26 protein-coding genes are annotated in these 22,144 nt (G+C 58.8%); 10 read left to right on the plus strand and 16 right to left on the minus strand.

What is annotated here, in order from left to right:
• Positions 1-5 precede the first annotated feature (5 nt).
• On the minus strand, positions 6-1,796 hold the full coding sequence (locus KGB29_RS27690; RefSeq protein ID WP_090452335.1) for a KinB sensor domain-containing domain: 1,791 nt from the start codon (positions 1,794-1,796) through the stop codon (positions 6-8).
• A gap of 10 nt (positions 1,797-1,806) precedes the next feature.
• Positions 1,807-3,153, minus strand: coding sequence for a sigma-54-dependent response regulator transcription factor AlgB (gene algB / locus KGB29_RS27695; protein WP_057712588.1), 1,347 nt, complete (start codon positions 3,151-3,153; stop codon positions 1,807-1,809).
• 438 nt (positions 3,154-3,591) lie between these two features.
• On the opposite strand from algB, the gene KGB29_RS27700 reads away from it, so the two are divergent.
• The 4 genes from KGB29_RS27700 to KGB29_RS27715 all read left to right on the plus strand — a co-directional run bounded on the left by KGB29_RS27700 (position 3,592) and on the right by KGB29_RS27715 (position 7,703).
• Positions 3,592-3,879: a hypothetical protein gene (locus KGB29_RS27700; RefSeq protein ID WP_102669537.1), complete on the plus strand. Its 288-nt coding sequence runs from the start codon at positions 3,592-3,594 to the stop codon at positions 3,877-3,879.
• Between the two features lie 72 nt (positions 3,880-3,951).
• On the plus strand, positions 3,952-4,116 hold the full coding sequence (locus KGB29_RS27705) for a DUF1328 domain-containing protein (protein WP_003177151.1): 165 nt from the start codon (positions 3,952-3,954) through the stop codon (positions 4,114-4,116).
• 836 nt (positions 4,117-4,952) lie between these two features.
• Positions 4,953-6,284 carry a glutamate/aspartate:proton symporter GltP gene (gene gltP, locus KGB29_RS27710; RefSeq protein WP_057712586.1) on the plus strand — a complete coding sequence of 444 codons (1,332 nt, stop codon included), beginning with the start codon at positions 4,953-4,955 and terminating at the stop codon, positions 6,282-6,284.
• A gap of 189 nt (positions 6,285-6,473) precedes the next feature.
• Positions 6,474-7,703, plus strand: coding sequence for a nucleoside recognition domain-containing protein (locus KGB29_RS27715; RefSeq protein ID WP_057712585.1), 1,230 nt, complete (start codon positions 6,474-6,476; stop codon positions 7,701-7,703).
• Here KGB29_RS27715 and KGB29_RS27720 read toward each other — a convergent pair.
• The gene (locus KGB29_RS27720) at positions 7,685-8,782 is read right to left on the minus strand and encodes an aminopeptidase (RefSeq protein WP_150812636.1); all 1,098 of its coding nucleotides are present in this window, start codon (positions 8,780-8,782) and stop codon (positions 7,685-7,687) included. The two genes, KGB29_RS27715 and KGB29_RS27720, sit on opposite strands and share 19 nt — an antisense overlap.
• Before the next feature lie 59 nt (positions 8,783-8,841).
• On the opposite strand from KGB29_RS27720, the gene KGB29_RS27725 reads away from it, so the two are divergent.
• Both KGB29_RS27725 and KGB29_RS27730 read left to right on the plus strand, forming a co-directional pair.
• Positions 8,842-9,264, plus strand: a complete 423-nt coding sequence (locus KGB29_RS27725; protein ID WP_090452343.1) for a hypothetical protein — start codon at positions 8,842-8,844, stop codon at positions 9,262-9,264.
• 40 nt (positions 9,265-9,304) lie between these two features.
• Positions 9,305-9,724: a hypothetical protein gene (locus KGB29_RS27730; RefSeq protein WP_057712582.1), complete on the plus strand. Its 420-nt coding sequence runs from the start codon at positions 9,305-9,307 to the stop codon at positions 9,722-9,724.
• 4 nt (positions 9,725-9,728) lie between these two features.
• Here the strand turns inward: KGB29_RS27730 and KGB29_RS27735 are convergent, their stop codons facing one another.
• Positions 9,729-9,962 carry a DUF1161 domain-containing protein gene (locus KGB29_RS27735; RefSeq protein ID WP_057712581.1) on the minus strand — a complete coding sequence of 78 codons (234 nt, stop codon included), beginning with the start codon at positions 9,960-9,962 and terminating at the stop codon, positions 9,729-9,731.
• Positions 9,963-10,141: 179 nt separating this feature from the next.
• The gene (locus KGB29_RS27740; RefSeq protein ID WP_154909709.1) at positions 10,142-10,573 is read right to left on the minus strand and encodes an OsmC family protein; all 432 of its coding nucleotides are present in this window, start codon (positions 10,571-10,573) and stop codon (positions 10,142-10,144) included.
• Positions 10,574-10,812: 239 nt separating this feature from the next.
• On the opposite strand from KGB29_RS27740, the gene KGB29_RS27745 reads away from it, so the two are divergent.
• Entirely contained in the window at positions 10,813-11,814 is a 1,002-nt protein-coding gene (locus KGB29_RS27745; RefSeq protein WP_154909707.1) for an LLM class flavin-dependent oxidoreductase, read from the plus strand.
• A gap of 66 nt (positions 11,815-11,880) precedes the next feature.
• Here KGB29_RS27745 and KGB29_RS27750 read toward each other — a convergent pair whose 3' ends face one another.
• On the minus strand, positions 11,881-12,102 hold the full coding sequence (locus tag KGB29_RS27750; RefSeq protein ID WP_008045869.1) for a DUF1161 domain-containing protein: 222 nt from the start codon (positions 12,100-12,102) through the stop codon (positions 11,881-11,883).
• A 122-nt stretch (positions 12,103-12,224) separates the two neighbouring features.
• Positions 12,225-12,440 carry a dodecin gene (locus KGB29_RS27755; protein ID WP_057712579.1) on the minus strand — a complete coding sequence of 72 codons (216 nt, stop codon included), beginning with the start codon at positions 12,438-12,440 and terminating at the stop codon, positions 12,225-12,227.
• Positions 12,441-12,597: 157 nt separating this feature from the next.
• Here KGB29_RS27755 and KGB29_RS27760 point away from each other — a divergent pair, with 157 nt between their 5' ends.
• Positions 12,598-12,921 (plus strand): YqjD family protein, encoded by a 324-nt coding sequence (locus KGB29_RS27760; RefSeq protein WP_057712578.1) that lies wholly within the window; start codon positions 12,598-12,600, stop codon positions 12,919-12,921.
• Here KGB29_RS27760 and KGB29_RS27765 read toward each other — a convergent pair.
• The gene (locus KGB29_RS27765) at positions 12,918-13,811 is read right to left on the minus strand and encodes a LysR family transcriptional regulator (RefSeq protein ID WP_154909705.1); all 894 of its coding nucleotides are present in this window, start codon (positions 13,809-13,811) and stop codon (positions 12,918-12,920) included. The genes KGB29_RS27760 and KGB29_RS27765 overlap by 4 nt on opposite strands.
• Before the next feature lie 124 nt (positions 13,812-13,935).
• Between KGB29_RS27765 and trpB the strand changes: the two genes are divergently transcribed.
• Entirely contained in the window at positions 13,936-15,156 is a 1,221-nt protein-coding gene (trpB, locus tag KGB29_RS27770; RefSeq protein ID WP_008002146.1) for a tryptophan synthase subunit beta, read from the plus strand.
• Complete coding sequence (gene trpA, locus KGB29_RS27775) at positions 15,156-15,968, plus strand: tryptophan synthase subunit alpha (protein WP_015092933.1); 813 nt, start codon at positions 15,156-15,158, stop codon at positions 15,966-15,968. Before trpB ends, trpA begins: the two co-directional genes overlap by 1 nt.
• Before the next feature lie 153 nt (positions 15,969-16,121).
• Here trpA and KGB29_RS27780 read toward each other — a convergent pair whose 3' ends face one another.
• From KGB29_RS27780 to KGB29_RS27815, 8 genes are all read right to left on the minus strand, one after another.
• Positions 16,122-18,047, minus strand: coding sequence for a DUF4105 domain-containing protein (locus KGB29_RS27780; protein ID WP_263286688.1), 1,926 nt, complete (start codon positions 18,045-18,047; stop codon positions 16,122-16,124).
• Positions 18,048-18,079: 32 nt separating this feature from the next.
• Positions 18,080-18,400: a DUF2388 domain-containing protein gene (locus KGB29_RS27785; RefSeq protein ID WP_057712574.1), complete on the minus strand. Its 321-nt coding sequence runs from the start codon at positions 18,398-18,400 to the stop codon at positions 18,080-18,082.
• A 28-nt stretch (positions 18,401-18,428) separates the two neighbouring features.
• Positions 18,429-18,746, minus strand: a complete 318-nt coding sequence (locus KGB29_RS27790; RefSeq protein ID WP_154909701.1) for a DUF2388 domain-containing protein — start codon at positions 18,744-18,746, stop codon at positions 18,429-18,431.
• A gap of 108 nt (positions 18,747-18,854) precedes the next feature.
• Complete coding sequence (locus KGB29_RS27795) at positions 18,855-19,175, minus strand: DUF2388 domain-containing protein (RefSeq protein ID WP_057712572.1); 321 nt, start codon at positions 19,173-19,175, stop codon at positions 18,855-18,857.
• Between the two features lie 142 nt (positions 19,176-19,317).
• A complete protein-coding gene (locus KGB29_RS27800) occupies positions 19,318-19,527 on the minus strand; it encodes a DUF1127 domain-containing protein (RefSeq protein WP_150812630.1) in 210 nt (69 codons plus the stop codon).
• Between the two features lie 257 nt (positions 19,528-19,784).
• The gene (locus KGB29_RS27805) at positions 19,785-20,000 is read right to left on the minus strand and encodes a DUF1127 domain-containing protein (protein ID WP_008018491.1); all 216 of its coding nucleotides are present in this window, start codon (positions 19,998-20,000) and stop codon (positions 19,785-19,787) included.
• A gap of 319 nt (positions 20,001-20,319) precedes the next feature.
• Positions 20,320-21,813 (minus strand): acetyl-CoA hydrolase/transferase family protein, encoded by a 1,494-nt coding sequence (locus KGB29_RS27810; RefSeq protein ID WP_154860821.1) that lies wholly within the window; start codon positions 21,811-21,813, stop codon positions 20,320-20,322.
• Positions 21,814-22,026: 213 nt separating this feature from the next.
• The coding region (locus tag KGB29_RS27815) for an NAD(P)(+) transhydrogenase (Re/Si-specific) subunit beta (RefSeq protein WP_141201491.1) at positions 22,027-22,144 on the minus strand (118 nt) is incomplete at its 5' end.

Consider the following 22,144-nt stretch of genomic DNA (forward strand, 5'->3'; position numbering starts at 1 on the left):
GTGACCTAAACGGTCAGCGTCATGTAGAACTGAGTACCTTGCCCCGGCCGTGAATAGACACCCATCCGTCCGCCATGCAATTGCACGATTTCCTTGCACAAGGCCAGGCCGAGCCCGGCCCCGCCCTTCTTGCGTCCAACCTGCACGAAGGGCTCGAAGATCCGCCCCTGCTGACCGTAGGCAATACCTTCGCCGTTGTCTTCGACACTGATGATGACCCGGTCACCGTGACGCCGGGCCTGCAAGCGTATCCGCCCGCCGGAGCCGGTGTGACGCAAGGCGTTGTCGAGCAAATTGTCGAGTACCCGCTCCAGTTGTGGCTGGTCGGCCTGCAACCGCGGCAAAGGCCCCTGCACTTCCACCAGCAGATTGATTTCCTTCTCTTCGGCCGATGTGGCAAAACGTGACCGAGCCTGTTCCAGCAACGCCTCGATGGAACACGGCGTCAGGGTGAGTTTCTGCAAACCGTTCTGGTAACGGGAGAAATTCAGCAGGTCATTGATCAACTGCATCAGCCGCTGCATCTCTTCGTTAACGGTATCGAGCAGGTCGGCTTCCCGGGAGTCCGGGGCAAAGTGAGCGCGCTCACGGAACAATCCGAAGGCCATGTGCATGCCGGTGACCGGTGTGCGTAATTCATGGGAGGCTCGCAATACGAATTCGCTGCGTACCCGTTCGAACGCTCGTTGCTCCGTGACGTCATGCAGTACCATCACGGCACCCAGAATATGGCCCTGGGTATGGCTGACCGGGGTCAGGCTGTAGGTGAGCAGTCTCGACTCACCATCGACTTCGACACTCAAGTCTTCCGGCGCCCGCTCCAGCGTGCCGCCGCGCAGCACCAGTTGCAGCTGCTCATCGAGCTCGGGGCGCTCCAGCGCCGTACCCAGCCCCTGACCCAGACGATCGGACTCCCAGCCCAACTGACGCTGGGCTACAGGGTTAAGGTGTTCCAGATGGCCCTGACGGTCGATCATCAGCAGTCCGTCGTCGATGCTGTCGAGCACGGCCTGCAAGCGCTGCTGACCGGCCAGCAGCTCATCTACGTTGGTGGCCTGATGTTCACGCAGCGCCTGGGCCATGATCCCGAAACGCCGGGTCAGCTGGTTCAGTTCCACCGCCGAAGAAATCGGCAGGGTGACATCGAAATTGCCTTGGCCGATATTGTCCGCCGCCTTGGCCAAGGCCTCGATGGGCTCCCCGAAACGCCGGGCGATGGCTTGTGCGGTCACGAAGCCGATGATCAGCACCGCCAGCCCCACCAGGCCAAGCAACCCGGCAAACAGCAGCGCCTGCTCCCGGGCCTGGCGCTCGGTATCGCTGATGTTATCAAGCGCGCGCTTGTGCTCGGCGATCAGGCCATTGCGTAGCGCATTGAATTTTTCCGTCAGGTTGTCGTGGCTGCTGAGCACCTTCGACGGGTCCGGGGACGCTTCATAAGCCTGGATAAAACGCTCGTAGTCGGCCTTGGCTTTTCTGAAACCGTGCTCGCTTGCGGTTTCCTCCGGTTCCTGGGCGATGCCCTCCTCCAGCAGTTCGAAGTAACGCTGCTTCGAGGCAGCGAAAGCGGCGGAGTCAGGCTTCTCGCTGAGCATGATGATCAGTTGATCACCCAGGGTCTGACGCAGCTTGAGCCCCAGGTCCAGGGTGATGAAGTTACTGCGAATCAGTGCTTCCTGGCTGCCGGCCATCTGCATCACGCTGACCAGCCCGAGCAAGAGCCCGAGCAACGCGACGGTGATCAGTGCGGAGATGCTCAGGAAAAGCCGGGTCCGCAATTTCATCGCCAGTTTCATCGGCGATTGCTCACAAGTTGTACTGCTTGCGTTTGCGGTACAGCGTCGAGGCATCGATGCCCAGGGTTTTCGCCGCTTGATCCAGGGTATCGGCGGTGGCGAGGACCGCGCCGATGTGGGCCTTCTCCAGCTCATCCAGGCTCAGTGCCGCGCCGATGCGCGGTGCATTGTTGACCGGGGTTTCAGCCATGCCCAGATGACTGATCTCGACCCGTTCCTGCGGACAGATGATGCTCGCCCGTTCGATCACGTTGCGCAGTTCACGGATGTTGCCCGGCCAGCGATAGCCCAGCAGTGCTTCCCGGGCCTCGTCGCTGAAGACGCGCGCGGGACGGGCGTACTCCTTGACGAAGCGTGCCAGGAAACGGTCGGCCAGGTTGAGAATATCTTCGCGGCGTTCGCGTAGCGGTGGCAGGTGCAAGGTAATGACATTCAGGCGATAGAGCAGGTCTTCACGGAAACGACCGTCGCGCACCATGTCCTCAAGGTTGAGGTTGGTGGCCGCAAGGATGCGCACATCGGCACGGCGGGTCACCGGATCACCGACGCGCTCATATTCCTTGTCCTGAATAAAACGCAGCAACTTCGGCTGCAATGTCAGGGGAAAGTCGCCGATCTCGTCGAGAAACAGCGTTCCGCCGTCAGCTTGGTTGACTCGGCCCAAGGTGCTTTCGCTGGCGCCGGTGAAGGCGCCGCGGCTGTGGCCGAAGAGTTCGCTTTCCATGAGCTCGGCGGTCAGCGACGGGCAGTTGATCGTGACGCAGGATTTCTTCGCGCGTTTGCTCCAGCCGTGAATGGCTTGGGACAGTTCGCCCTTGCCGGTACCGGATTCACCCAGAATCAGGATATTGGCATCGGTCGTGGCAACCTGGCGGGCGGTTTCGAGTACCACTTTCATGGCCGGGCTGTGGGAGTCCAGACCATCCATGGGCTTGCGTACCTCGCCTTCCAGGGCTTCCAGTCGCGCCGACAATTGCCGCACTTCCAGTTGCTTGGCGGTTGCCAGCCGCAATTGATCAGGGCTGCACGGTTTGACCAGATAGTCGGCGGCGCCAGCCTGAATCGCATCCACCGCCGTGTCGACGGCAGAGTGCGCAGTGACGATCACCACCCGCATCCAGGGCGCCTGGATACGCATCTGGGCCAGCACATCGAGGCCGTTGTCTTCACCCAGGCGCAAGTCGAGGAAGCACAGGTCGAAGACCTGTCGTTGCAACAGGGCTTCTGCCTGCGCGGCGCTGGTGGCGGTGGCCACGCTGTAGCCTTCGTCTTCAAGGCAATAACGGAAAGTACGCAGGATGGCGGATTCGTCATCCACCAGCAGAATGCGGCCTTGATGCTCAGTGGCGGATTCCATTTTCCTACGCTCCTTAATGAATGATCTTAATTTAGTCCCGGAGAAATCGGGCAAGTTGCATGATTGATTCTGAGCCATTCCTGTCATGGCAGGGTAGCTCTCATCCAATGCATTGGTTAGCCACCTGATTTTGCGGGTCCTTTAATAGATACCCGGTTTCTGACAGCGGCCAGCGTGAATTTCTGACCTGCGCACCCTCCTCTCAATTCAAAAAATTTACGCCTTCCCTCAAACCAGTCGTGCAATACGCACGATTGCACAAGGGACATCGTGCAGGATGCGCGCGAAGTGGTTTCTTTGTAGTTAATAACATATTGATATTAAAGGAAATTAGTTCTAATCAAAGCTGGCATGCGCTCTGCAATCTTCTGGTTAACCAAGGCATTCAAAAACAAGCGCCCGCTATCGAATACCGCCCCCAGTGGCAGGAGATCCAGGATGAACCGTCAACGTGTCGCCAACCTGCACCTCTCGCCTGTGTATATCCAGCAAGGACTGTTTGCGGTTCTGGCGCTGTTGATCACCCTGATCGGCGGCCAGCAGTTTCTGCGCTGGGAGCAGAGCCGGCAGCCGGAAGTGCCATTCCTGTCGATTCCGCATCCGGTCCAAACCCATTTCAGCGCTGTCAGCAGCAGTCAGGCCGATAGCCCACCGATGCGCATGATGGATGTCGACCAGGCCGGGCCTGTGGGTGAGATACGTCATCAAGAGCGTTGGGTGTTCTAGGCAAAACTTCCGACGCACCCCATGCGCCGGGAAAACGCAGCACCTCTAAACACAAGCGTAAGGAGAATCACCATGTTGAGCTGGGCAATCACATTCCTGATCATTGCCATCATCGCCGCGGTACTGGGCTTCGGTGGTATCGCGGGCACCGCCACGGGTATCGCCAAGATTCTGTTTGTCGTGTTCCTGGTGATGTTCATTGCCTCCTTCTTCTTTGGCCGTCGCGGTCGAGGCTGATATGAGAGCGTTGTTCAAGACACTGGCAGCCGCCCTGCTGTTGGGCGGTAGTGCCATGGCATGCGGGCTGGCGTTTTCCCGACATGCCTGAGGCCCATTCAGGGCCTGCTGATAGAACAGAATTTGTACACGAAGGAGGCCAGCGCCTCTTTCTACCTGCGCCACCTGAGGAAGGCCGGCGCATGACCAAGGGGTCGGGACGTTCTGCCTGTTTCAGGGGCGGAGTGACCTACGGGTACAGGGAGTACCTGCGCAAGGGCCGGGTCAGGAAAAGCTGCTGCGCAAGTTCGTCGGACCGCCAAGGCTCGACGGACTTGCCAAGGGCTTGATCAAGCAACACATTGAAATAGAGCGCTCGTCTCGATTTCATCAGTGTTATCCCGTCCTTGTCCGTGTTACGTCGGAAAATACTTTTCCCGGTGTTTCATCTGCGACCGTATATCGAGAAAAATCACCTTTCTTTGGCCGCGATTTTTCCCTTCGTCCTGCGCGATTTTGCTGAAAAATCAACGCTCGGCCACTGCTCGAAAAATACTCAATCTGCTCTGTGATGGCCGGTTCACGGCACTTATGCCTGCCGAAATGTCGTATTCGAACCGGTTGGGACGCGCGTTTCGGTAAAAAAACCTCATGCCGATTCGGCATAGGGTAGGCGTTTACGGCATTAGACGGCGCTTCCTTGCATCGGAATAGTTGCGCCTTTTTTCGCCTGCCAGAGAGCCGTAAACACGCGCTCCGGGGCACCTTATACGGGGGGCAGATGCACTGGACTTTTTCGCCACAAGCGTTCCAGTTCGCGCATCTCCCTGAGTCAAACAACAAGTAAGGGTAAAGATATGAAGAAGGCAAAGCTTAGCCTCGCCTGGCAGATCCTCATCGGTCTGGTATTGGGGATTGCAATCGGTGCGCTGCTCAACCATTTCAGTGCCGAAAAAGCCTGGTGGATCAGCAACGTCCTGCAACCGGCAGGCGATATCTTTATCCGTCTGATCAAGATGATCGTGATCCCGATCGTCATTTCCTCTTTGATCGTCGGCATTGCCGGCGTCGGTGACGCCAAGAAGCTGGGGCGCATCGGCTTCAAGACCATCATCTACTTCGAAATCGTCACCACCATCGCCATCGTGGTCGGTCTGCTGCTGGCCAACCTGTTCCATCCGGGTGCCGGCATCGACATGAGCACCCTGGGCACTGTGGACATTTCCAAGTACCAGGCCACGGCGGCCGAGGTTCAGCATGAACATGCGTTCATCGAAACCATCCTCAACCTGATCCCGTCGAACATCTTTGCGGCCATGGTTCGCGGCGAAATGCTGCCGATCATCTTCTTCTCTGTATTGTTCGGTCTCGGTTTGTCGAGCCTGCAGGCGGACCTTCGCGAGCCGCTGGTGAAGATGTTCCAGGGCGTATCGGAAAGCATGTTCAAGGTCACTCACATGATCATGAACTACGCCCCGATCGGCGTGTTCGCACTGATTGCGGTGACCGTTGCCAACTTCGGCTTCGCGTCGCTGATACCGCTGGCCAAACTGGTGATCCTGGTTTACGTCGCCATCGCCTTCTTCGCTTTCGTGATCCTGGGCCTGATCGCTCGCCTGTTCGGCTTCTCGGTGATCAAGCTGATGCGCATCTTCAAGGATGAGCTGGTACTGGCCTACTCCACCGCGAGCTCCGAAACCGTGCTGCCGCGCGTGATTGAGAAGATGGAAGCCTACGGCGCGCCGAAAGCCATTTGCAGTTTCGTGGTGCCGACCGGTTACTCGTTCAACCTCGACGGTTCGACCCTGTACCAAAGCATCGCGGCGATCTTCATTGCCCAGCTGTATGGCATCGACCTGTCGATCAGCCAGCAACTGCTGCTGGTACTGACGTTGATGGTCACCTCCAAAGGCATCGCCGGCGTACCGGGCGTGTCCTTCGTGGTACTTCTGGCCACCCTGGGCAGCGTCGGTATTCCACTGGAAGGCCTGGCGTTCATCGCTGGTGTCGACCGCGTCATGGACATGGCTCGTACCGCACTGAACGTGATCGGCAACGCCCTGGCCGTTCTGGTTATCGCTCGTTGGGAAGGCATGTACGACGACGCCAAGGGCCAGCGCTACTGGAACTCCCTGCCGCACTGGCGCAGCAAGGAAAAACTGCCGGCGGGTGAAACCTCCAGCAATTGATGCAAAACCTGTGGGAGCGAGCTTGCTCGCGATGGTGGCAGGAGCACCGGGCTTATCCAGAATGCCCGCATCATCATTGACGTCCATCGCGAGCAAGCTCGCTCCTACAACAAACCCCGGAGAAATCCGGGGTTTGTCGTTTCTGGCTACCCCGCTATCATTCGCGGATCTTTTGGGGGGATTTGACTGATGCTCAATGGCCTGTGGCTTGGCTTCTTCATCGTGGCAGCTGTATCGGCGCTGGCCCAGTGGCTGATCGGGGGCAACGCCGGGATATTCGCGGCGATGGTGGAAAGCATTTTTGCCATGGCCAAGCTGTCGGTCGAAGTCATGGTGCTGCTGTTCGGCACCCTGACCCTCTGGCTGGGTTTTCTGCGCATTGCCGAGAAAGCCGGGATCGTCGAATGGCTGGCAAGGGCCCTGGGGCCACTGTTTTTGCGCCTGATGCCTGAAGTCCCGCCGGGTCATCCAGCCATCGGCCTGATCACCCTTAACTTCGCGGCCAACGGCCTGGGCCTGGACAACGCCGCCACACCGATCGGCCTCAAGGCCATGAAGGCACTGCAGGAGCTCAATCCCAGCGCTACCGTCGCCAGCAATGCACAGATCCTGTTCCTGGTGCTCAACGCCTCCTCGCTGACCCTGCTGCCGGTGACCATCTTCATGTATCGCGCCCAGCAAGGTGCGCCGGACCCGACGCTGGTGTTCCTGCCGATCCTGCTGGCGACCAGTTGCTCGACCATTGTCGGATTCCTGTCGGTGGCGTTCATGCAGCGCCTGCGCGTCTGGGACCCCGTGGTGCTGGCCTACCTGATCCCCGGCGCCCTCGCCCTCGGTGGCTTCATGGCGTTGCTGGCGACCCTTTCGGCGACCGCTCTGGCCGGCCTGTCATCGATCCTCGGCAACTTGACGCTGTTTGGCCTGATCATGCTGTTTTTAGTGATCGGCGCGCTGCGCCAAGTGAAGGTCTACGAGGCCTTCGTTGAAGGTGCCAAAGAGGGTTTCGATGTCGCCAAGAACTTGCTGCCCTACCTGGTGGCGATGCTCTGCGCGGTGGGTGTCCTGCGGGCATCCGGGGCACTGGACTTCGGTCTGGACGGGATCCGTCATCTGGTGGAATGGGCCGGTTGGGACACGCGTTTCGTCGATGCGCTGCCGACGGCGATGGTCAAACCCTTCTCGGGAAGCGCCGCCCGGGCGATGCTGATTGAAACCATGAAGACCTCGGGCGTGGACAGCTTCCCGGCGCTGGTGGCAGCAACAATCCAGGGCAGTACCGAAACGACGTTCTATGTGCTGGCGGTGTACTTCGGTGCCGTGGGCATCCAGCGCGCACGCCATGCGGTTGGCTGCGCATTGCTGGCAGAGCTTGCCGGGGTGCTGGGTGCTATCGGGGTTTGCTACTGGTTCTTTGGTTGATCGGCCCCGCCAGCCAACACTTTCAGCGCGGCCTTGCGCTCGCCCGTCGGCAAGGCGCCGAGCTTTTCCACGGCGGTGTAAAATCTGAGCCAGTCGCCACCCTCCTGATGGAACAGCGCGGCAAAAGCCGGCACCCATTGGTCGTACAAACCAAACGGCAATAACCGGGCGTTGTTCATGGGGGCATGAATCCACGCGTCGTAGCGTTTGTCTGCGGCCCACTGACTGTCACGCAACTGCCGGTATTCGCTGCGCAAGCGTTCGAACTCGGCCGCCTTGCGCTGGCGCATCTGTTCGGTTGGCAACGGCAAGGTGTAGAGCTTTTCCAGTCGGGTGCGGGTCTTGAGTACCAGCTCAGTGAACTGGTCGCGCTGACGTGCCTGCGCATTGTTATCCGGTGGCATGTGGCGGTAGGCGCGCCATTGGCGAGTACCTTCCTGCTCGACGAAGGTGGCGAAGGATTCGTTGAACTCCGTGTCGTCCTTCACATAGAAACGCTGATGGGCGAGCTCGTGAAAGATCAGCGTGGCCAGTCGCTCATCCCCCCAGCCCATCATCGAACTGATGATCGGGTCGTTGAACCAGCCAAGTGTCGAATAGGCCTCGACGCCGCCAATCGACACGTCCATGCCTTGCAAGCGTTGCAAGGCCGCTTCGCCGCGGGCTGCGCTCTGGCTGTAGTAACCGCGATAAGCAACACAACCGGCGATGGGGAAGCAGTGGTTTACGGGCTTGAGGGAAAATTCCGGTGTGGCGAAGACATTCCAGACGACGAAGGGGCGCCCAATGTCCGCGTACAGGCGGTAGCTCTGGTTGTCCGGCAGGTGCAATTGCTGGCTGGCGAAGGTTCGGGCCTTTTGCGATTGCTCCAGGTGTGTACGCAGTTTTTGATCGCGCGCCGGGTCGGCAATCACGCTGGAAACAGGCTCCCTCGCCCGCAGCAACTGCAGTTGGCCGCTGGCCAGTTGGCTGTAATAGCTGGTGCTGGTGCAGCCGTTGAGCAACAAAAACAGCAGGCTCGGAAACAAAACGCGAAAAACGCGATCAAGTAACCCAAGGCTAGGAAGCGGCCTGATCACAATAATTCTTCCTTGGAGAGTCTTTCCACAAGACTATCCCGCCAGACTGGAGCTCCGCTATGCGCATGTTGATACTGTCAGGAGGCCTGCTGATGCTGGCCGGCTGTGCTGGTTTCGGAATACCCCGCCATGATCCTGCGCAAGCCTGGATCGACCTTGATTCGAAGCAGGAAGATACGGCGCTGCAGGCGCTGGAGGTCGATGACAAAATCACTGACGATAAACGCTATTTCCAGGTTCATCCCGGTAGCCATGAGTTGACGGTCCGCTACCAATTCGCAGTCCAGCCCACCAATATCGGCCCGGACGCCGAGCCGTTGTGGCGCGATTGTCAGTTGAGCGTGAAATTCAGCGACTTCAACGCGGGTGAGCGTTATCAACTACAGGCGGGGAACATCGGTTTTCGGCCTTGGGCGAAACTCTACGATCAACAGCGCAAAGTGATTGGCCAAGGCACACCGGCAGGCTGTCAACACACCTGATCGGCGTTATGCTGGATGCATATCCCTTGGGACATCCATCATGCGCAGGTTGATGCTGTTACTCGCCGTCGGTGTTGTCGCGGGCTGCCAAAGCCCGATGCCGACACCCAATCCACAGATGGCCTGGGTCGAATTCTCGACGCCCTTCCCTAACGACAAGTTGTTGATGGCCGAACGACTGGATAAACAACGCCTGCGCGACGGGCGTTTTTTCGAGGTCACGCCGGGAAGCCATGAACTGATCGTGCGTTTCGACTTTGAAGTACCCGGTGGCGGATTGGGGATGATGGGAGGCCCCTCGGAACGGCTGTGCTACCTGACCATCAATTACGATCATTTCGAAGCCGGTCAGCGTTATGTGCTCGAAGGCCGCTCCATCGCCTTTACCCCCGGTGCCCGGCTGTACAATGCCAAGCGCGAAATCGTTGCTGAAGACCGGGAATCCTACTGCCTGATGTGAGCGGTCAGCGGTCGTTTTTCTGGTAGATGATTTTCTTGGTGCCGTTTTCGCACGAGCCCACAACCATGTTCTGGTCATGGACCTCGTCGTTGGTGACGATTTCAAGCGTGTAGGAGGATACGCCGCTGGCCTGGATCTTGGCTTCGATCTCGGCCTTGAGCTCTTCGCAGGGTTTCGGTGCCGCCAAGGCCGAAGTGGCCAGTGCGCAACAGATAACCGCCAAGGCAAAACGTTTCATGGTTGAAGCTCCTTTGAGGCAGCACGCACAATCGTGGTTTTCGCTGCTGTCATTTATTCGACCACAGTTTTAGCGGGCGAGTCTGTCGCGACGCAAAAAAGATCGCAGCCTTGAGCACCTTTTGCCAAATGATCCCGGCAGGTTGCGCAAGGCTGCGATCTTTTCGTTTCAAATAAAATCTAGCCGATCAATGTTGCCTCCAGGCTGATCTTCGCATTCAGCACTTTGGATACCGGGCAGCCCTCTTTGGCCTTGTTGCTGAGTTCTTCGAACTGCGCCTGCGTTGCCCCGGGGATTTTCGCTTTCAGAATCAATTTCACTGCGGTGATCGAAAAACCGCCGTCCACTTGATCCAGAGTGACTTCTGCCTGGGTGTCGATGCTATCGGCCTTCAGGCCGGCATCACCGAGAATCATGGAAAACGCCATGGAGAAACAGCCGGCGTGGGCCGCGCCGATCAACTCTTCCGGGTTGGTGCCCCGGCCGCCCTCGAAGCGCGCCTTGAAGCCATAGGGAGCTTCCCGGAGCACGCCGGTTTCTGTGGAAATCGAGCCGATGCCGGTTTTCAGATCACCTTCCCAATGGGCCGATGCTTTCTTAACGATAGCCATGCCTGTCACCTCAAGATTGGCGCGAAACGTCGCGCCTTCGTGGTTTTCACTTGCCAGGGTTGTGAGGATAGACAGTGGCGCAAAGTTCATCACGTCCGATCAGTCTGCTTTTTTCGCGGGATTTTTTACCGGGCTATTGAAACTCGGGTATATGCCCACATTGCATGAATACGCTTTTGGATTCGGCAGGTTTGCGTTCGCAAGAACAAACCTGCGCCCTCAATTGGAGAAGCAGGTTTATGAAACGACTGTCCGATATCAAGTTCTCGACCCTCGATCTGGTGCCCGTTCGCGAGAACGGCAGCGCGGCCCAATCGCTGCGCAACTCGCTGGACCTGGCGCAGCATGTCGAGAAGTTCGGTTACAACCGCTTCTGGGTGGCTGAGCACCACAACATGGATGGCATCGCCAGTTCCGCGACTTCGGTGCTACTTGGGTACCTGGCCGGTGGCACGTCGACCATTCGAGTCGGTTCGGGCGGGGTAATGTTGCCCAACCACGCACCGTTGGTGATCGCCGAACAGTTCGGCACCCTGGAAAGCCTTTATCCGGGCCGGATCGATCTGGGCCTGGGGCGTGCCCCCGGTTCCGACCAGATGACCGCACGTGCGCTGCGCCGCGAACGCTCCGGAAGCGCCGACGATTTCCCGGAAGACGTGGCGGAACTGGTGCGCTACCTTGGGCCACGTACCCCGGACCAACGCATCATCGCCATGCCGGGGACCGGGACCAATGTGCCGGTCTGGTTGTTGGGATCGAGCCTGTTCAGTGCGCAACTGGCCGGTGAGCGCGGTTTGCCCTACGCCTTCGCATCGCATTTCGCACCGCGCTACATGCATGAAGCGATTCGGGTCTACCGCAATCACTTCAAGCCGTCAGCCGTTTTGGACAAGCCCTACGTGATGCTCGGCGTGCCATTGGTGGCCGCCGATACCGACGAGCAGGCCGATTTCCTGGCGACCTCGGTGTTCCAGCGGATTCTCGCCCTGATGCGTGGCCAAAGCCTGGTACAGCGTCCGCCAGTGAAGACCATGGACGGCCTGTGGCTGCCCCATGAGAGAGATGCCGTGCACGATTTCCTTGGCCTGGCGATGATCGGCAGCCCGCAGAAAATCCGCGCCAAACTCGAGGTCCTGATCGAACAGACCCAGGCTGACGAGCTGATTTTCACCTGTGACCTGTACGAACATGCCGATCGCGTGCATTCCTACGAACTGCTGGCGCAGGTCATGCGGGGTTGATGCTCAAACGGCAGGCGTAAAAAAGCCGACACCGTGGTGTCGGCTTTTTTTCAGGCGGAATTCTGCCTACTTTTTATAGACGATCACTTTGGCACCCGCTTCGCATTTGCCAACAACTTTCCCGCCGGCAGCGGCACCTTTGTCGACAATCTCCAGCGAGTAACCGGAAACGCCCTTGGCATCAAGTTTCGCTGCGATTTCGGCTTTCAGCTCTTCGCATGGCTTGCCGCCCGCCAACGCGCTCCCCGCAAGGCTCAACAAACCTACTGCCAACATAAACTTCTTCATCGGTTGCATTCCCTGGTCGGATCATAGGGGGTAACCAGCCGTCAGCCGGACGCACTCATGTAGTGCTTTGCCATTCCCTATGGCATTCGACCGGCGTGCAAGTTCAGAAGACTAGCCCAAAGTCAGCTGCTGGCAATCCGGAACCCGACTTTCAAGGTCACTTGAAAGTGCGCAGCCTTGCCGTCCCTTATGTGCCCACGGGTCTCGGTCACTTCAAACCATTCCATGTATTTGATGCTTTTGCTGGCTTCGGCCAGCGCGTTGTTGATCGCATCTTCGATACTGCTGGTGGACGAGCCGATCAGCTCGATTTTCTTGTAGGTGTGATGGTCAGACATGGCGTTCTCCTCGGCGTGTGAATTACAGACTAGCAGTGATTTTTCCTATTTCTTCTGTTGGTCGTTCTGAGGGTGAGGTTCAGATTTTCTGCACTTTCTCGAACCCATGAAGTCCCAACCAACACACGCCACTCATCACCAATGCAGGAGAGCCACCATGGCCAACACCTCGTTACGCAAAGCCTCATTGCAAAGCATGGAAGCCGAGATCGAGAGTCTGCTCAAGTCTTTGGAAAGCCTGAAGGACGACGCCTCGGACGAGTCGCGTAAAACCCTCAAGACCCTGAAAAGCAACGCCGAGAATGCCTTGAAGCACTCGCGCCATTTGCTTGGCGATGCCTATGAAGAGGTCAAGGTCAAAACCCGTGAAACCGGGATTGCCACCCGGGACTACGCCCAGGAACATCCTTGGACAACAGCTGGTGTCGCCGTGGGTGCATTAGGCTTGCTGGCCGCTTATCTGTTGTGCAAGCGTGATTAATCCGCGCGACGCAGCTCGTTCTTGAGCCACTGCGCCAGTTGCCGGGCGCGTCCGTCCGCGGCGCGCTTGGGTAGCCACAACGCCAGTTGCGCCGGGGTTTCACTGAAGCCCCAAGGCGCAACCAGGCGGCCGGCCTTCAAGTCCTCCGTCACCAAGGGTTCGGGGGCAATCGCCACGCCCAGACCTGCGACGGCGGCTTCCAGCAAGTAATACAAATGTTCAAATCCCTGACCGTACTTCAGCGCCCTGGCGTCGAGCCCGCGTGGTTGCGCCCAGTTCGGCCAGGCTTGCGGGCGTGAGGTGGTGTGCAGCAAGGGTTCGTTCAGCAGGGCAGTTTCCGGCGCCTGCTTGAGCCGTTCATAGCCGGCGAACCGCGGGCTCATGACCGGGCCGATACGTTCGCTGGCCAGCTCAAAAACCTGCATGTCCGCCGGCCAGGGTGGCTCGGCAAATACGAGCAAGGCATCCAGCCCCGGTCTTCGCGGATCCAGATCGCCTTCTCCGGCCGACAGGTGCAAGCGCAAGTCCGGCAGGTCGGCATTGAGTCTCCCCAGTCTTGGAATAAACCAGCGCGCCAGCAGACTTCCAGAGCAACCGAGCACGAATGGCGCATCGGCGGAGCTTTGTGTGAGTTCGGCGCATACGCCGCGCAGGCGCTCGAAGGCTTCGCTGCTGGCGTCACGCAGGCGTAACCCGGCATCTGTGAGTTTCAGGCCGCGACCGTCCTTGATGAACAGGCTTACGCCGAGGTGTTCTTCAAGTAACTTGAGTTGCCGACTGACTGCGCCGTGGGTGACGTGCAGCTGTTCGGCCGCCTGACTGACGCTGTTCAAGCGGGCAGTGGCTTCGAAGGCGCGAAGCGCGTTCAGGGGAGGAAGGTCATGGCTCATTTGATCTGTGAGTTTTCCTGACAGGTTGTGGCGATCTTATCGGTTTTCAGGCCGAGGCGTCAGGGGTAGAGTGAAGCCCACTATCTCTTTATGCATCACTTCATGCATTCAACTGGAGCGCCCCATGACCCAGACTAATCTGCGCAACGGCCCTGATGCCAACGGCCTGTTTGGCGCGTTCGGCGGCCGCTACGTTGCCGAAACCCTGATGCCGTTGATCCTCGACCTGGCCCGCGAATATGAGTTGGCCAAGGAAGATCCTGCATTCAAGGAAGAACTGGCCTACTTCCAGCGCGACTACGTCGGACGTCCAAGCCCGCTGTACTTCGCCGAGCGTCTGACCGAGTTCTGCGGCGGCGCGAAGATCTACCTCAAGCGTGAAGAGCTGAACCACACCGGCGCGCACAAGATCAACAACTGCATCGGCCAGATCCTGTTGGCGCGACGCATGGGCAAGAAGCGCATCATCGCCGAGACCGGCGCCGGCATGCACGGTGTGGCCACGGCCACTGTTGCTGCGCGTTTCGGTCTGGATTGCGTGATCTACATGGGCACCACTGACATCGAGCGTCAGCAGGCCAACGTGTTCCGCATGAAGCTGCTGGGTGCCGAAGTGATCCCGGTGGTAGCCGGTACCGGCACGCTGAAAGACGCGATGAACGAAGCCCTGCGTGACTGGGTGACCAACGTCGACAGCACCTTCTACCTGATCGGTACCGTGGCTGGTCCGCACCCTTACCCGGCGATGGTTCGCGACTTCCAGGCCGTAATCGGCAAGGAAACCCGCGAGCAGCTGCAAGCCCAGGAAGGTCGCCTGCCGGACAGCCTGGTGGCGTGTATCGGCGGTGGTTCCAACGCCATGGGCCTGTTCCACCCGTTCCTCGACGACAAGAGTGTCGAAATCATCGGCGTTGAAGCCGCCGGCTATGGCATCGAGACCGGCAAGCATGCGGCCAGCCTCAATGGCGGCGTTCCAGGCGTCCTGCACGGCAATCGTACTTTCCTGCTGCAGGACGACGATGGCCAGATCATCGATGCCCACTCGATCTCCGCCGGCCTGGACTACCCGGGCATCGGCCCGGAACACGCCTGGTTGCATGACATCGGCCGAGTTCAGTACACCTCGGTGACCGACGACGAAGCCCTCGCTGCGTTCCACCAGTGCTGCCGCCTGGAAGGGATCATCCCTGCCCTGGAAAGCGCCCATGCCCTGGCTGAAGTATTCAAGCGCGCCCCGACCCTGCCAAAGGATCACCTGATGGTGGTCAACCTGTCCGGCCGTGGCGATAAAGACATGCAGACCGTGATGCACCACATGGAACAATCTAAGCAGGAGAAACACTGATGAGCCGCCTGCAAACGCGTTTTGCCGAACTCAAGGAACAGAACCGTGCCGCTCTGGTGACCTTCGTGACAGCCGGCGACCCGGGCTATGACACGTCCCTGGCTATCCTCAAGGGCTTGCCGGCGGCTGGCGCCGATGTGATCGAACTGGGCATGCCCTTCACCGATCCGATGGCTGACGGCCCGGCAATCCAGCTCGCCAACATCCGTGCGTTGGGTGCCAAGCAGAATCTGGCGAAAACTCTGCAAATGGTTCGCGAGTTCCGCCAGGACAACAACGAAACACCGCTGGTGCTGATGGGGTACTTCAACCCGATCCACATGTACGGCGTACCGCGCTTCATCGCCGAAGCCAAGGAAGCCGGCGTTGACGGCCTGATCGTGGTCGACCTGCCGCCAGAGCATAACGGCGAACTGTGCGACCCGGCGCAGGCCGCGGGCCTGGACTTCATTCGCCTGACCACGCCAACCACCGACGATGTGCGCCTGCCGACCGTTCTCAACGGCAGCTCCGGCTTCGTCTACTACGTATCGGTGGCCGGTGTGACCGGTGCCGGCGCTGCCACGCTGGAACACGTCGAGGAAGCGGTCGCCCGTCTGCGTCGCCATACCGACCTGCCGATCAGCATCGGTTTCGGTATCCGGACTCCGGAACAGGCGGCGTCCATCGCGCGTCTGGCCGACGGTGTTGTGGTGGGCTCGGCGTTGATCGATCACATCGCCAATGCCACCTCCCCGGAACAAGCCGTGGATGGCGTGTTGAGCCTGTGCTCAGCGTTGGCCGAAGGCGTGCGTAAGGCCCGCGTCAGCTGAGTGTAAAGTGCCTGAGACAGTGGAATTAGAGCCGCGCGGCACAGGCTGAACAGCAAAAAGGGCTTCAGGACTGAGTTCTGAAGCCCTTTTTGCTATGTGTGGCTAAACGCTGTAATTCTTGTGGGAGCGAGCTCGTTCCCACAGGTTGCGGTATCAAGGCAACTCTATCCCGCCTGATGCCTTGTGCAGTTTGCGCAGGTGTTCACCAATCTGCTTCACGTTGGCCTCGTTGGCGGCCATTTCGGCGGCGCGGCCCGGTTCAAGCAATGCCCTCACTTCCTTGTCCAGATCCCCGGACAGCGCCAGGAGCTGCTTCTGGCGCTGGCTGCTTTCCGATTCCAGATGCTCCCACTCGCTCGGTTGCGGCAGGCCATAACCCTTGGTGCCCAGCAGTTCTGCCGGCCGGCTGAGAAAGCCACTGTTGGCCAGAATGTCCTTGAGCGTCTCGTTGGCCTTGTCCATGCCGCCATTCTTTAGTTCTCGGGCGCCCAGATAGCGCTGCTTCACTTCATCCTGGGCCAGCAGCAACTGCTGACGGAAGCTGGCCTGTTCCAATAGCAGCAATGCCGCGCTGGTGCGCAAATCGGCCTGCTCGAACCATTGCCGACGCTCTGCCGCTTTCAATTCGAGCCAGTCTTCGACGGTTTCCTGTTTGATCGGCAAGTGCTTTTTCAGGATCTCGAACATCGCCTGATAACGCTCGCGGAAGGAGTCGAAACGATAACCCAGGCGCAAGGCTTCTCGTGGGTCGTCCAGCACACTGGCGTCCGCCAGTCCGCGGCCCTTCAGCACTTCGAGCAAACCGTTGGGCATGATGTTGTCGAGTCCCACCAATTGCGGGTTATTGGTGCCGCCACGCAGTAACTTCAGCTCTTCTACCGCGCAGTTGTTCGACAGGAAGAAGTAGTTGCCGTCGTAGCTCCAGTGCATCTCGGCGGCACGTCCGACCACGTCTTCAATCTCTCTGCGCGACAGGTTCAGGGGCACGGAGGCCAGGCTGCGCAATTCGGTCTTGGTGTATTCGTCGATGACCTGGGATAGCGGCAGGATAAACAGTCGCGACGGGTATTTACCGACCAGGCCATCCCAGCTCGACAGCTGCACGTCGCCGACGAAGGCGCGGTAAGACAGCACCAGATGCTGGTCCAGATCCAATCGGCAATCCGGTCCGCGTGGTCGGCCAGGCGCGCAGATCACCAGGCGCAACATGCTGTGACCCCAGCGGCTGAACAGGTTCTGGTTGGCCTCGGCCAGCAGATAGTCAACGGCATAGACTCGCTCCGGATCGACCTGGCCCAAAGGTGTCTTGGCGAAGTCGCTGCCGGCATTGAGGAACGCGAAGGTCTTGCTGCAGGTGTCTTTGGCGGCAGGCGCCCAGCCGAAATGTTCCTGGTAGTAGCGATACAGCGAGGGACGGCGGCAGGCGTAGCTCGGGTCGAGGAGGAAATACTCCATGTTGACCGCGACGAACTCCTTTGGACTGCTGGTCTCGTAGATGTCCGGGCTGCGGGCAATCTGGCGATTGTGCTGTTCGCGTTCACCGCGACGGCCTACGTATTGCTGCCAGCCGGCGAGGTCGAGCAGACGCGGATCGTCACTGAGGGTAAAACGCCGATCGGACTGGCCCCGGCATTGGTCGGGAATGCCAACCAGCCCTGAGCTGTTGTTGCGCTGGGTGCAGCGCTGAATCAGCTTGCGTTCGGCATCCGGCCACAGGCGCGAGCGATCGTAGATGTGAGTCAGCTCGTGCACCACCGTGGCCAGCATTTCCCGGCGCACGGTGCCATGGGGGCGAAGGGTTTTCTTGGTCGCGGCGCTGCCATCGGTGAGGCTGGCCAGCAGGTTGCGGTTCAGATCGAGTTCGGACACCAGTGACGCCTGACCGTAGGCGTTGCCCGGCATGTCATCCGTCCAGTCGACGTCGATGCGTCGATCGAGTTGCTCGATAAAGCGTGGCGGCAGTGCCTGCATGGCTTCATCGAGCAACGCCTGGCTGGCTTGCTGTTGCGCGGGAGTCAGACCTTCGGTCTTGAGCTGTAATTGAAGGCCAGCGTGGGCCATGTTGCCGAGCAGCAACATGGCCCCGGCCAGCAGCCAGGCACCTTGACGCTTCACAGTGCGAGGATGGCTTCGGCGAGATCCTGGTCACTGGCGTCACGAGCTTCCGGCACACGGGTACGCAGTAAATCGAAGGCGGATTCCAGGTGAGCGCCACGAATGTCGCCATTGCTGGCAACGAAACTGGCGGCATCGTCCTGGGCTTCGCGCACGATTTTCGAATCGCGAATGGACGTGGTGGTGTCGGAGGTGAAATCGAGGGTGCGCTGGGTAGCACGGATCAGAATATTACTGGTGGCAACCAGAGTATGTGCCTGGGCCACATCGGCCAACAGCAGCAGACCTAAGGTGGCAGCAATCAGCGGGTTACGCATGGAATGACTCCAGAAAAAACAGGGATAACTATTGGACGAGAATTGCTTGTGCCAGTTCAAGGTCGTTGGCATGAAGTTTTGCCTGGGTTCGACGCAGATACCGCAAGGCCGACTCCAGTCGTGCGCCTCTCAGTTGGCCGTCACTGGCAATGAATGCCGCGGCGTCATCATGGGCAGCGAGCAGCAGTTTATGGTCGAAGGGGGCGGAGGTCACCAAACTTGTGGCGTAAACGCTGGCGACGATGCCTTGGGTGGACAGGTTGAAGGCGTCATAAGCGTGGGCAGATCCGCAGTAACCAAGGGTAAGAAAGGCTGGAGCGATCAAGAAACTTGAAGGAAAACGCATGAGACTCGACAGTTGAGAGTGAGTCCCAAGGCTAGCGCAAGGCCCGTTCTAGAGCCAGCGCCGAAACATTGGGGCACGTCGGGCGTGCCCCATGCCTTGTGCAGTCGTTTAGATCGTCAGGATCGCCTGCGCCAGTTGTGCGTCGGTTGCGTTCAGCTGTGGCGCCTGGCGGTGAATGTGGTCGATGGCGCTTTCCAGTTTCACTCCGCGAATGGAACCTTCGCTGGCGACGAAGCTGGCAGCGTCATCACGGGCCGCGAGGACGATCTTGTCATCCTTGAAGGACGACGATATGACGTCGGAGGTCGCATCGGATGTGGCTTTGAGCGCGTTAACTACAGCGTCGGTGGTCACGATGAAGCTGGTTGCGCTGGCATTGGCTGCCACGGCAAACAGGGCTGCAGCGCTGAGCAGGCGGAGACGGGACATGGGTAACTCCTTTGGGTAAACCAGTTGAAAAATGGCGCAGTGTCTGCAAAGTCAGACGCCAGGCGCTTGGCGCTCGCCACGTTCTGACTTGATATTAGGCCTGAGTGTGTCAGTTCGAACAGCCCGTCATGCAAACAGGCAGTCAGCGCCAGAACGGTTTATCCAATTCATTGATGCGCTCAGCGTGGCTGATGCCAAGATCCGATAGCTGACGATCATCGAGTTGAGCCAGTAAACGTCGTGTTCTCGCCCTTTCCAGGCTAGCGAAGAATCCAGTCAGCAGATCTCTGACCCAGTGCAAGAAAGGTCTTGATCGAATTGATGGGGTCGAAACATCCTGTAAAGAACTCATGGCGCGTTCCCTGTCCTGATAAGTGGAGGCTCCATGCTGACACCGGTCGAATATCCATTGCAGACACACTGCGACGATATTGTACTCATCCAGTTTGTAGTTTTTGCAAACTGTACTGGTGCTCAGGGTTCCCTACTGTAAAAGTGGATTTGACAGGCCAAAACGACAAAACCCGTCGTGGCTTCCCACGACGGGTTTTGTTTTTTCAATTCGGGTTGCTGGCGGTGGACCTTCAGGTCAGAGCCAGCGACGCTAACTTAGCGCCAGAACGGCTTGCTCAGCTCTTCGTAGCGTTGTGCTTCGCTAATCCCGGCATCAGCCAGCAGACGCGAATCCAGACGAGCCAGTTGATGGCGGCTGGTGATGCGGCGCTGCCACAGCATCAAGTTGGCGATAACGCGCAGAGGCAGGGAAGCCTGGGTTTTTGCAGCGGTGTCTTCGAAGAACAGTTCGGAACTGAGTGTACGTTCCATGGTTTTCATCCTTCCGCTTATGGCGGGATTAGGTAGTGGCTTAACTGGTGCCCATGATCCTCTCGTTTGCCTAGTCTCTGTAGATACAGTTCACCTGTATTGTGCGAGCTCAGTTAACTGTTTATAGGGGGTGTACTGGTCGAATTTGAGGCAACTGTACCTGTCTGCACTGTTAAGGTGCAAAATTGCTGTTTTGACTCGACGAGGTAGGAATTTTCCTTAGGAAATGACCGGTACAGTAGTACAGTTTTTTCCATAATGTGAAGCAACAAGAGCAAGCTGACGAAACTGTGTTTGCGTCAGCTGCTATCTGTACCAATTACTTATTCAGCATTTGCCCGGTTTCTTCCAGGTTGATGTGCCAGCTCAGGGCATCACGCAGGATGTGCGGGGTGTGCCCGCCGATGGCGCACGCGGTGGTGAAGTAATCATTCAGCGCCTGGCGGTAATCCGGGTGCACGCACTTGTCGATGATGACCCGGGCACGCTCCCGAGGCGCCAGGCCTCGCAAGTCTGCCAGGCCCACTTCGGTCACGAGGATGTCGACGTCATGTTCGGTGTGGTCAACATGGCTGACCATCGGCACCACGCTGGAGATCGCACCGCCCTTGGCGATCGACTTGGTCACGAACACGGACAGGTGTGCGTTGCGCGCGAAGTCGCCCGAGCCGCCGATGCCGTTCATCATCCGCGTGCCGCAGACGTGAGTGGAGTTGACGTTGCCATAGATGTCGAACTCCAGTGCCGTGTTGATGCCGATGATGCCAAGGCGGCGCACGACTTCAGGGTGGTTGGAGATCTCCTGCGGACGCAGAACCAGTTTGTCCTTGTAGCGCTCCAGATTGCCGAACACGTCGGCATTGCGCCGGCTCGACAGGGTGATCGAACTGCCCGAGGCAAAACTCAGCTTGCCCGCGTCGATCAGGTCGAAGGTCGAGTCCTGCAGCACCTCGGAATACATTGTCAGGTCTTCGAACGGCGAGTCGATCAGGCCACACATCACCGAGTTGGCGATGGTGCCGATACCGGCTTGTAGCGGGCCGAGCTTGTTGGTCATGCGCCCGGCTGCCACTTCCTGTTTGAAGAAGTCGATCAGGTGGTCGGCAATGGCTTGGGTCTCGACGTCCGGCGCCAGCACAGTGGAGGACGAGTCAGCCTGGTTGGTGACCACGATGGCGACGATTTTTTCCGGTGGAATCGGGATGGCGGTGCTGCCAATGCGATCGTCGACCTTGACCAGCGGAATCGGTGTACGGGTCGGACGGTAGGTCGGAATGTAGATGTCGTGCAGACCTTCGAGATTCGGGTTGTGCGCCATGTTGATTTCGACGATCACGTGCTTGGCGAAAATCGCGAAGCTGGCCGAGTTGCCGACCGAGGTGGTTGGCACGATATGCCCGTGCTCGGTGATCGCCACGGCTTCAATCACGGCAATGTCCGGCAGCTTCAATTGCTGGTTGCGCAATTGCTCCACGGTTTCCGACAAGTGCTGGTCGATGAACATGACTTCGCCGGCATTGATCGCCTTGCGCAGAGTGCTGTCGACCTGAAACGGCATGCGTCGCGACAGCACGCCAGCTTCGGTCAACTGCTTGTCGAGGTCGTTGCCCAGGCTTGCGCCGGTCATCAGGCTGATCTTGAGCGGCGCGACCTTGGCACGCTCGGCCAGCGCCTGGGGGACGGCCTTGGCTTCACCTGCGCGAGTAAAGCCACTCATGCCGACGGTCATGCCGTCCTCAATCAGAGCGGCAGCGTCGGCAGCGCTCATCACTTTGTCCAACAACGAAGGCAGGCGAATACGGTCACGGTACATGGATTGTTATCTCGGGCAACAGGTAGCAGGACGTGCAGTCTAGTGAATTGTGCCGGCTTCTGTCCCGCTACCAAGGTCGCAATCAAGGCGTCTATTCCGGGCCTTTCAAGCAAAACACCGTTACCGGATCGGTAACAAAAGGATAGTTTGTCCGACGATTTGCGCAAACAAAAACGCCCCGACGAGTCGGGGCGTTCCGTGTGCCGCAGAGGGTTACTCGACGGCTTTAACCATGTCTTCGATGACCTTTTTAGCGTCGCCGAACACCATCATGGTCTTGTCCAGGTAGAACAGTTCGTTGTCCAGGCCGGCGTAGCCGCTGGCCATCGAG

Origin of the sequence: Pseudomonas sp. BF-B-30 (assembly GCF_019956305.1) — a bacterium.
GTDB lineage: Bacteria > Pseudomonadota > Gammaproteobacteria > Pseudomonadales > Pseudomonadaceae > Aquipseudomonas > Aquipseudomonas jessenii.

Bases quoted from the DNA above. Each gene is read 5' to 3' on its own strand.
- KGB29_RS27690 (WP_090452335.1), bottom strand. From the start codon at position 1,796: ATGAAACTGGCGATGAAATTGCGGACCCGGCTTTTCCTGAGCATCTCC.
- algB (WP_057712588.1), bottom strand. From the start codon at position 3,153: ATGGAATCCGCCACTGAGCATCAAGGCCGCATTCTGCTGGTGGATGAC.
- KGB29_RS27700 (WP_102669537.1), top strand. From the start codon at position 3,592: ATGAACCGTCAACGTGTCGCCAACCTGCACCTCTCGCCTGTGTATATC.
- KGB29_RS27705 (WP_003177151.1), top strand. From the start codon at position 3,952: ATGTTGAGCTGGGCAATCACATTCCTGATCATTGCCATCATCGCCGCG.
- gltP (WP_057712586.1), top strand. From the start codon at position 4,953: ATGAAGAAGGCAAAGCTTAGCCTCGCCTGGCAGATCCTCATCGGTCTG.
- KGB29_RS27715 (WP_057712585.1), top strand. From the start codon at position 6,474: ATGCTCAATGGCCTGTGGCTTGGCTTCTTCATCGTGGCAGCTGTATCG.
- KGB29_RS27725 (WP_090452343.1), top strand. From the start codon at position 8,842: ATGCGCATGTTGATACTGTCAGGAGGCCTGCTGATGCTGGCCGGCTGT.
- KGB29_RS27730 (WP_057712582.1), top strand. From the start codon at position 9,305: ATGCGCAGGTTGATGCTGTTACTCGCCGTCGGTGTTGTCGCGGGCTGC.
- KGB29_RS27735 (WP_057712581.1), bottom strand. From the start codon at position 9,962: ATGAAACGTTTTGCCTTGGCGGTTATCTGTTGCGCACTGGCCACTTCG.
- KGB29_RS27740 (WP_154909709.1), bottom strand. From the start codon at position 10,573: ATGGCTATCGTTAAGAAAGCATCGGCCCATTGGGAAGGTGATCTGAAA.
- KGB29_RS27745 (WP_154909707.1), top strand. From the start codon at position 10,813: ATGAAACGACTGTCCGATATCAAGTTCTCGACCCTCGATCTGGTGCCC.
- KGB29_RS27750 (WP_008045869.1), bottom strand. From the start codon at position 12,102: ATGAAGAAGTTTATGTTGGCAGTAGGTTTGTTGAGCCTTGCGGGGAGC.
- KGB29_RS27755 (WP_057712579.1), bottom strand. From the start codon at position 12,440: ATGTCTGACCATCACACCTACAAGAAAATCGAGCTGATCGGCTCGTCC.
- KGB29_RS27760 (WP_057712578.1), top strand. From the start codon at position 12,598: ATGGCCAACACCTCGTTACGCAAAGCCTCATTGCAAAGCATGGAAGCC.
- KGB29_RS27765 (WP_154909705.1), bottom strand. From the start codon at position 13,811: ATGAGCCATGACCTTCCTCCCCTGAACGCGCTTCGCGCCTTCGAAGCC.
- trpB (WP_008002146.1), top strand. From the start codon at position 13,936: ATGACCCAGACTAATCTGCGCAACGGCCCTGATGCCAACGGCCTGTTT.
- trpA (WP_015092933.1), top strand. From the start codon at position 15,156: ATGAGCCGCCTGCAAACGCGTTTTGCCGAACTCAAGGAACAGAACCGT.
- KGB29_RS27780 (WP_263286688.1), bottom strand. From the start codon at position 18,047: ATGTTGCTGCTCGGCAACATGGCCCACGCTGGCCTTCAATTACAGCTC.
- KGB29_RS27785 (WP_057712574.1), bottom strand. From the start codon at position 18,400: ATGCGTAACCCGCTGATTGCTGCCACCTTAGGTCTGCTGCTGTTGGCC.
- KGB29_RS27790 (WP_154909701.1), bottom strand. From the start codon at position 18,746: ATGCGTTTTCCTTCAAGTTTCTTGATCGCTCCAGCCTTTCTTACCCTT.
- KGB29_RS27795 (WP_057712572.1), bottom strand. From the start codon at position 19,175: ATGTCCCGTCTCCGCCTGCTCAGCGCTGCAGCCCTGTTTGCCGTGGCA.
- KGB29_RS27800 (WP_150812630.1), bottom strand. From the start codon at position 19,527: ATGAGTTCTTTACAGGATGTTTCGACCCCATCAATTCGATCAAGACCT.
- KGB29_RS27805 (WP_008018491.1), bottom strand. From the start codon at position 20,000: ATGGAACGTACACTCAGTTCCGAACTGTTCTTCGAAGACACCGCTGCA.
- KGB29_RS27810 (WP_154860821.1), bottom strand. From the start codon at position 21,813: ATGTACCGTGACCGTATTCGCCTGCCTTCGTTGTTGGACAAAGTGATG.